This is a genomic window from Fretibacterium sp. (genome assembly GCF_057312375.1).
In genome coordinates this window covers 25156-33120 of sequence record NZ_DBHLDX010000018.1, presented here as the reverse complement: position 1 = coordinate 33120, position 7965 = coordinate 25156, and the positions used below count along the sequence as shown (strand labels likewise).

Genomic DNA, 7965 nt, shown 5'->3' with positions numbered 1-7965 from the left:
TAAAGAAGGGCAAGAAAGGCCCCCCTGCAAGGGGGGCTGCCCCGAAGGGGCTGGGGGGTGTTGAGTAGGCTAAGAGCAAACCCCTCCGCCGCCCTTGGCGGCACCTCCCCTTTCAGGGGAGGCAATCCACATTAGACGCGATTTGGTATCAGTCTATCAAAACCCAATTTTTTATCTTTTCCAGCATTTTCACCATCACGACAGCGGTCGTTACACCCAAAACGACATCCAGCATCTTCTTCATAATCGTCATAAGAATTCCTCTCCTTTCAGGCTTCAGCCTGGGCAATGTGCTCACAGCACTCGTAAAAATAACTTCCATCTTATCCGAAATTTTTCTTTATTGTATTCCGAGGTGCGCATCAGGTTGCGATACTCTCACGCAGGATAGTTCAGAAGCAACGCTCTCACTCTTTGGGGTAATTTTAACATGTTTATGTTATAGATGCAAACATATATTTCCCTCCCCCATCCTTCTAAAATAGACTAAGAGGTGGGGATTGTGCTCAAAGGAACGATCATCATTCGCAAGAAATCCGGCCTCAGGGGCGAGGATGGTTACAAGACCTTTTCTGTCAGGCTCAGGGAGGAGACGGTCGTCGCGCTTGAGGCTTTGGCTGAGAAAAGCAATCGGTCCCGGAACGAAGTCATCAACCTCGTTCTGGAGCAGGCGCTCGGCAACGGCAATATCGAAGTGACTGATTGACGGGATTTCAAGCCTGAGAAGGACAAGCTATGCGCCTCTTCTTTGAACTATTCTGCAGATTCAACTCCCTTGATCTTAATCCAAGCAATAAGGACGGACGAAGCAGGGCCTTCAAAGGCCCTGCTTCGTCCATTACGTCATAAAAGGCTGTCGTTATTAAGCCGTCACTTGAGGCGGCGGAAGATCGGCGAGAGGAAGAAGACCAACCCTGCCAGCGGGAGCAGTCCCAACAGGAGGAGCGTGCTGTAGATGCCGAAGCGGTCCGCAAAGCCTCCCGCCGGGTACAGCGCCGCATTGGCCGTCCCCCAGGCCAGTCCCATCACGATCGCGCTGGCCGCGCTGCGAGCCTGTGGCATCAGCGTCTGCGCGGCAACGACGGTCAGGGGCATCGTGGAATAGATGCAGGAAACGCCCGCGATGTAGAGCGCAAAGGAGAGTGCGCCCTTGGACAGGGCCGCACTGGTCAGGAAGAGGGAGCCCAGGATCATGGAGAGGAGCATGATCCTCTTGAAGCCCAGTCGCTTGGAAACGCGCTCGGCAGGAACCATCGCCAGGGAGCCTCCCAGCGTGATGCAGAACACGACCGTCCCCACGCTCTCAAGGGACCCGCCCTGCACCGCTACCTTCAGAGGCAGGAAGAACCGAACGCCCTGAAAGACGAAGTCTCGGACGAAGGCCAGCCCCCACAGGGGGAAGAGCACGGCAAGGGCGGAGAAGAAGCCGTTCAGGAATCCCTCCCTGGACGACGGGGCAATCCCTTCGGGAGCTTGCAACGTGGGCACACAAAACCACAGCAGAGGGGCCAACAGGAGAGGAGGCACGAGCGTGAACCAAAGCCCCTCGTATCCCAGGCACTTCACCGTTGCGATGGCGACCACGGGGCTGACCAACACGCCCAGCGTCCCCATGATGTTGAACAGGGTCAGGGAGGCTGGGAGCTTCTCCGGGCTTGAAACGTACCCTACACCGCCGCTGCCTTGAGGGTGGTACAAAGCGCTGCCGATCCCCCACAGCCCCGCTGCGAAAAGTGCCCCGCCGTAGCTCCCTGCGTTGGGGATCATCACGGCGCCCGTCCCGCAGAGGATGGGGCCGATCACGATCAGCCACGGACGGCTCAAACGGTCCGACAAGCAGCCGATGACCGGCTGCCCTATGATGTGGCAGAAGCCGACGATCATGCTCAGCCTGCCGGAGAGGGCGTAGTCCAGCCCCAGCGACGCCTTGATGTAGGGAATGAACGTGGGCAGAAACGCCGCGTACATGTCGTTGATCCCGTGGGCCAGGGAGATGAGGAACACCCGAACGTTCGGCAGAAGCGGCGGGCGCCTCTCCTGCGCGCCTGCGGTCAGGTCCAGCCCTTCCAGTTGGGAACGGTCACACGCGCCCATGGGTGTTCCTCCGAATGCAGACCGCCTTCATCGGCAGCGAAACAACGCCATCCAGCGGCGGGTCCACGTGGGAAACCCACTGGGAAACCAGGGCCTCCCGGTCCTCCGCGGGCGGGACGATCACGCCGACGGGCAGCGTTCCCTGAGCGCGGAAGTGGGCGAAGAGCGCCTCCATCGTCCTTCCTTCAAACTCCGGGGGCACGTCGAAGGAGGCGAAGCTGTGTCCGTCGTCCGAGGTGGAGAGGATGTCCTTGATAAAAGAGGAGATGCCCTCGAAGTGCGTGCAGATCCCCGTGATGTCCGCGATGAGGCTGTCCGTGTAGAGGATGTCGTCCACGTGCGCGTAGCGGGCATAGCGCTCGTTCTCCGGGTTGTGGAGCTCCATGACGGAGTATATCTGCGGCGCGGCGCTCTCCACGGCCAGGCCCGTCAGGATGGCCCGTGAGTCGTCGTCCCCGAACTTCGGGTCCCAGAGGATGACCGCCGCTCTGGCGCGCTCGACCCCCGCCTTGAGCAGGGAATCCCTGTCCGATGGGTTGCCCTGAACGAAGAACACGTCGGCATGAAGGCCCGTCGGCCGCTCCTCGGCCACGACGGCAATCTCGCTCCCCGAGGCCATGAGCTGCCGCACGAGGTACGGTCCGCGCGTGTTCCAGCCGCAGATCACGGCGTGCCCCTCAAATTTACAGGTACTCATCCCCAACATCTCCTTCAACCGGCTGTTGATCAGGCGCTGCATCACCTCCGCGAAGACAACTCCAAAGAGGGCTACGCCAAAGATCGAGAGGAAAAAGACGATAAGGCGTCCCACGAAGGTATGGGGGTGGGACGCAAACTCGCCCTGCCCGATCAACGTGAAGAGGACGCTCCAGAAGGCCCCCCAGAAGGACCCCCGGAACCCGTCCTCCTGCCACCACACGAGCAGCGTGGCAAGAAGTAACAGCAGAAGGAGGAGCGCCACAGCCCCGAGAAAGCGGTGTTTGAACTTCCTGGAGAGGGCGATCCCCCGTCTTGCATTTTTCACGGTCTTCGTGAAGCGGACGCTCATTCCATGGGCCCGCGTCAGTTCATCAGGACCAGCTTCAGTTGTCGGTCAAAAAAGAGCGTCTTTAGCCTGCGCTTCCCTCGCATCAGGTAATAGGAATAGGGCGGCTCCAGAAGGGAGCGGGGCCGGTACCGCGGTCGCATCACGAGGGTGTAGCCCACGTGGTCCGCAATCGCGACGATCTTATCCAGCTTGTCGCCCACGTTCGAATCGCTGATCGGGGCGATGAGAGGATCGCCCACCAGCGCGACCCGAGAGGGGGCCACGTCGCTTTCCATCGTTTCTGCCCTGGGACTGACTGCAGCACTCCTTCCACCGTTTCCCGGAAGCGTCCCTGCTGGGAAGCCCGTAAAGGTAGTGGCCGCCTTTTTCGGAGTACCAATCGCGGCCAGGTCCGATCCCCGGCCCACGTCGCCCGTCAGCTTTTCCTCCGCCGCCCGTGCGGCAGCCGCCTTGGCCTGAGTGTCGCGCGTAGCGCTGCGCCGTGGGCGAACTGCCCCAGGCGCCGTGCAGGCGAAACAGAAAACCATCAATGCAGCCAACAACAGAACGTGGATATTCCTCATCCTTTGCAATCACATCGCCTCCGAACCACATCACGAGAGCCAGAGCACACTCACAACAGCGCCGAGGACCCGAAGGCCCTCTAATCCAGGAAATCCTTCAGCTTCCGGCTGGGCTGGCGAAGCTTTCTAAGCGCCTTGGCCTCGATCTGCCGGATGCGTTCCCGGGTCACGTTGAATTTGCGTCCCACCTCCTCCAGGGTGTAGGAATGTCCGTCTTCAAGCCCAAAACGGAAGTGCAGGACCTCCCGCTCGCGGGTTGAAAGGTTCGAGAGCATCTCCTCGATCTGCTCGTGCAGGAGGTGCCCTGCCGCGGCCTCGTCGGGGCTAGGCAGCTCATGGTCCTCAATGAAGTCGCCCAACTGGCTGTCCTCCTCCTCGCCGATGGGCGTTTCCAGGGAGATTGGGAGCTGCGAGATGCGGCGAATCTCCTCCACCCGGGACGGGTCGATGCTCATCTCGCGCGCGACCTCCTCGTCCGTCGGCTCCCTCCCCAACTGCTGCACCAGCTGCCGCGAAACGCGCACCATCTTGTTGATGGTTTCCACCATGTGGACAGGAACGCGGATGGTCCGAGCCTGGTCCGCGATGGCCCGCGTGATCGCCTGCCGGATCCACCACGTGGCGTAGGTGCTGAACTTAAAGCCACGTCGATAATCGAACTTCTCGACGGCCCGGATCAACCCCAAGTTGCCCTCCTGAATGAGGTCCAGAAAGAGCATCCCACGGCCGATATACTTCTTCGCGATGCTGACGACGAGGCGGAGGTTGGCGTCTATCAGCTTTTGCTTCGACTTGACGTTGCCCTCCTCCATCTGCTTTGCCAGTTGGACCTCCTCGGCAGCCGTCAGGAGCGGGACCTTCCCGATCTCCCGCAGGTACATCCTCACCGGGTCCGTCAGGGGGATGTCGTCCAGCTTGCCCAGGTCCCCGTCCAGCGCAGGGATAAACTCATCGTGTCCGGCGGTGGTCGGCGATATCTTGTCCAGCTTCTCCTCCTCGACGACCTCGATCCCCATCTCCTGAAGGTTGCTCAGGATGTTGTCCAGCGTATCGGAGTCCCACGCCTCCACGGGAATATGCCTCTCGATGTCGCGATTGGTCACAAAGCCGCGTCCTTGTCCCTCGTGGACCAGGTTGCGCACCTTTCCCAGGTACGCCGCCTCGTTCTGCGGGGTATCGTCAGTCTTCTCCAGCGGCTCTCTATCGTCCTGCACAGCCATACCTCCAGTTTTTCTCAGGGACATGCTCTCCAAATCGCGGCGCTCGACCGCTGCAAGCCCCTTCTAACGTCATCCTAAAAACTGCGAAAACCGACTCTCCGGGGACGGGCCCACCATCTGCCTCGTTTCCGCGAACTCCATTTCGTAAAGCAGCTGACGGATGCTGAGCTGCAGGGGGTCGTCCGTTTCATAGGGCACACAGAAGCGGCGGTACCCAAACTTCTCGGCAAAAAAGGGGACTTCGTCCTTTCCCTTCGCCTCAAGGAGCAGCTTTTCAAAGCCATTCAGAAAATCCGCCTCGTCGAAGAAGGCCTCCTCGCTCACCACCGCGATGACCTTCATCGACCCCAGCAAGATGCTGTCGTTCCATAGGGAACAAAACGCGACTCCGGCGGAGAGCATCTTGCGTTCCGGCCCCTTCAAGAGGGACCCAACTAGGCGCTCCATGCGCGGGGAATACCCCAAAATCATCAGGAAGCCCAATGTCAGAAAGCTGCAGGGCTCATCCCTGTAAAAGTTATCCCTCACCAGGCTCCCGATGCACCCCGCCCTCGGGGAGGACATGAAGAAGAACTCGCTGTCCAGCTCAAGACAGCCGGCAGCGATCTGCCTCAGCTGTGGGCTGTAAAGACGGTTGATCGAGATCGGCTGATAGTCCACGCCGAGGGGAAACCACGGGGCAATTTCCAGAGCCAGGTCCGAATTCCAGTAGGGCAGCAAGGCGACCTCTTTTCGTTTTGCACTGGGGCCGCGTTGACGGGATTTTTGCCTCCCCGTCGACACGGCTTTCCGCGGGCGCTTCCGGGGGACCGCTTCAAACGAAACGCGGCACAAGGCAAGGACGCCTTGTGCTGATATGGAACGGCATTTTCACCGAAGCGGCGTTCTGCCGGCGCGTCGCCGCTGGGGCAGCCTATTCTCCCACCGCGGCCCGCTTTTCCGCCTTCTCCTTGATAACCTTCACGACGCACTCCACCAGCTGGTTGATCTCGGGCTTCGTGACCTGATAGTTCGCGCCGACGCTCGCGGCCTTGTTTTTAATATCGTTTGCCATGATCGAGGAGAAGACGATAACAGGGATGTTCTTCGTTTCCACGTTCTCCTTGATGCGGCGGGTCAGCGTCAGCCCGTCCAGCCGGGGCATCTCCACGTCCGTGATCAGGAGGTCGCAGTCCTCTCTGTCCTTGACGATGGCGTCATAGGCCACCTTCCCGTCCGGACAGATCTTAAGGTTCGTGAAGCCGCTGGCGGTGAGGGCGTCTTCGACCTGCTTTCGGATCAGGGGCGAGTCCTCCGCAACGATGATGTGATAATCCGCCGGGCGTCCGACTTCCTCCAGCATAGCCCTGGTCTTCGCCGAATCCGCCGCGTTGTGCTGGATCACGAGCTGAGGGCTGATCGTCTGGACGATGGCCTCGTAGTCGAGGAGCAGGACGTTACGGGTATCCCGCTTGATGACGTAAAGGATCCAGTCCCCAAGGTACTTCCCCGTCATGGTGGAGTCGAGGTCCTCGGACTTGATGCGGTAGATCCTCTCCACGGCATCGACGACGAAGCCCAGTTTGACCTCGTTGAACTCCGCAATGATGACCTTGCTCTGCTCTATGGGGGTCATCGGCTGAATCCCAAGGAAGACGCGCAGGTCAACCATCGGCAGGACCTCCCCACGCACCGAGGTGATCCCAATCAGGGCCGCCGGCGCGTCAGGGATCGCACGGCATCCGGGCCATCGCAGGATTTCTCTTGTCTTATCGACGTTGATCGCAAAGGACTGGTCCCCCAGGACAAAGACGACAAGCTGCCATTCGTTTGTGCCGACCTCAGTTGTAACCTTTTTAACTTCCTGCATGCAGACCCCTCGTTTCCTGAACGACAAATGCCCCTGCGCTACCTGCGAGGGCACTCGGACGTGAACGTCTAGTCAAAGCTTATCTTACCACTACATCGCCGAAACCGCCAAATGGATTGCCCGAAAATCGTGCATCGACGCATCGGGCGTTCTCGTCAACCCAGGTTCTCCAGGACCCGCATCCAGTTTTCGCCCAGGATTCCCTTGGCGACCTGCGCCGGAAACTCCCGGCGCAGCGCCTCGACGAAGGGGACGACGTGCCGGTACGTCGGAAAGACGCTGTGGGTTCGGCAATCCTCTGGTTTGCTGAACTCGCAGAGGTCCAGCCCAAGCCCCAGGTGCTCCTCCCCCACGAGGTCGACGATGTGGCGCGCGTGATCCAGAAGGCCCAGCCACCTGGGCTCGTCCGGGGGGAAGTCGCCCTGCCGCACAAAGGACGTCGAGTTGTTGAGCCCCATGACGCCGCCGCGCGCCGCCAGCCTGCGGATCTGGTCGTCCGTCAAGTTTCGCGCGACGGGGCAGACGGACCGGCTGTTGGAGTGGGAGGCGATGATGGGCCCGCCAAAGAAGCGGAACACGTCGTCAAAGCCGACGTCGTTCAGATGGCTGACGTCCACGATCATCCCGAGGCGCTCCGCTTCCTTCAGGAGGGCGACGCCGAAGGCGGTCAGGCCTCCGGGTTGGCCTTCCTCCAGGGGGTGAAAATGGCAGCCATCCGCCGCGAAGTTGCGCCGGCTCCAGGTGAGCCCGATGAGGCGAACTCCAAGCTCGTAGAAGACGGACAAGAGCTGCAGGCTTGCCCCCAGGGGATCGACCCCTTCAAAGGAGAGGAAGAGGGCGATCCCTCCGCTCTCCACGACGCTCCGGGCCTCCGCGGCGGTCCGGCAGAGGGCGAACTTCCCCGGAGATTCCCGCATCTCCGCGTGCAGGTTGCCGATCTGCTCCAGCGCGACGCGCAGGGCCATCTCCGGGATGTACTCGTTTGAGACGAAGAGCGAGCAGACGAGGACGTTCACGCCCGCAGCGCGGAGGTCGTCCAGGTAGAACCTCTCGATGACCTGCGTCTCCCCCTGGCGGCGCAGGCGGGCCACGTCCATCAAAAGGTCGTAATGCGCGTCAACGATCAAAGAATTCGACAAAGAACTCAAATCAACAACCCCTCTGCATCAAAGCGTCAAAATCACGAAAGAA

At 60.4% G+C, this 7965-nt stretch carries 8 protein-coding genes; 1 reads left to right on the top strand and 7 read right to left on the bottom strand.

Annotation, left to right across the window (positions count from 1 at the left end; translation table 11 throughout):
• The first annotated feature begins 502 nt into the window (after positions 1-502).
• Positions 503-706 (top strand): ribbon-helix-helix domain-containing protein, encoded by a 204-nt coding sequence (locus ACO41U_RS04610; RefSeq protein WP_485941962.1) that lies wholly within the window; start codon positions 503-505, stop codon positions 704-706.
• 164 nt (positions 707-870) lie between these two features.
• Here ACO41U_RS04610 and ACO41U_RS04605 read toward each other — a convergent pair whose 3' ends face one another.
• The 7 genes from ACO41U_RS04605 to ACO41U_RS04575 all read right to left on the bottom strand — a co-directional run bounded on the left by ACO41U_RS04605 (position 871) and on the right by ACO41U_RS04575 (position 7922).
• Positions 871-2094, bottom strand: coding sequence for an MFS transporter (locus ACO41U_RS04605; protein ID WP_485941960.1), 1224 nt, complete (start codon positions 2092-2094; stop codon positions 871-873).
• Entirely contained in the window at positions 2081-3142 is a 1062-nt protein-coding gene (locus tag ACO41U_RS04600; protein ID WP_485941958.1) for a potassium channel family protein, read from the bottom strand. The genes ACO41U_RS04605 and ACO41U_RS04600 overlap by 14 nt, the downstream gene beginning before the upstream one ends.
• 14 nt (positions 3143-3156) lie before the next feature.
• Positions 3157-3714 (bottom strand): hypothetical protein, encoded by a 558-nt coding sequence (locus ACO41U_RS04595; RefSeq protein WP_485941956.1) that lies wholly within the window; start codon positions 3712-3714, stop codon positions 3157-3159.
• A gap of 71 nt (positions 3715-3785) precedes the next feature.
• Positions 3786-4925 carry an RNA polymerase sigma factor RpoD gene (gene rpoD / locus ACO41U_RS04590; RefSeq protein ID WP_485941954.1) on the bottom strand — a complete coding sequence of 380 codons (1140 nt, stop codon included), beginning with the start codon at positions 4923-4925 and terminating at the stop codon, positions 3786-3788.
• A gap of 69 nt (positions 4926-4994) precedes the next feature.
• On the bottom strand, positions 4995-5645 hold the full coding sequence (locus ACO41U_RS04585) for a hypothetical protein (protein WP_485941952.1): 651 nt from the start codon (positions 5643-5645) through the stop codon (positions 4995-4997).
• Positions 5646-5838: 193 nt separating this feature from the next.
• Positions 5839-6774, bottom strand: coding sequence for a chemotaxis protein (locus tag ACO41U_RS04580; protein WP_485941950.1), 936 nt, complete (start codon positions 6772-6774; stop codon positions 5839-5841).
• Between the two features lie 155 nt (positions 6775-6929).
• Complete coding sequence (locus ACO41U_RS04575; RefSeq protein WP_485941948.1) at positions 6930-7922, bottom strand: dipeptidase; 993 nt, start codon at positions 7920-7922, stop codon at positions 6930-6932.
• Between the last annotated feature and the right edge of the window lie 43 nt (positions 7923-7965).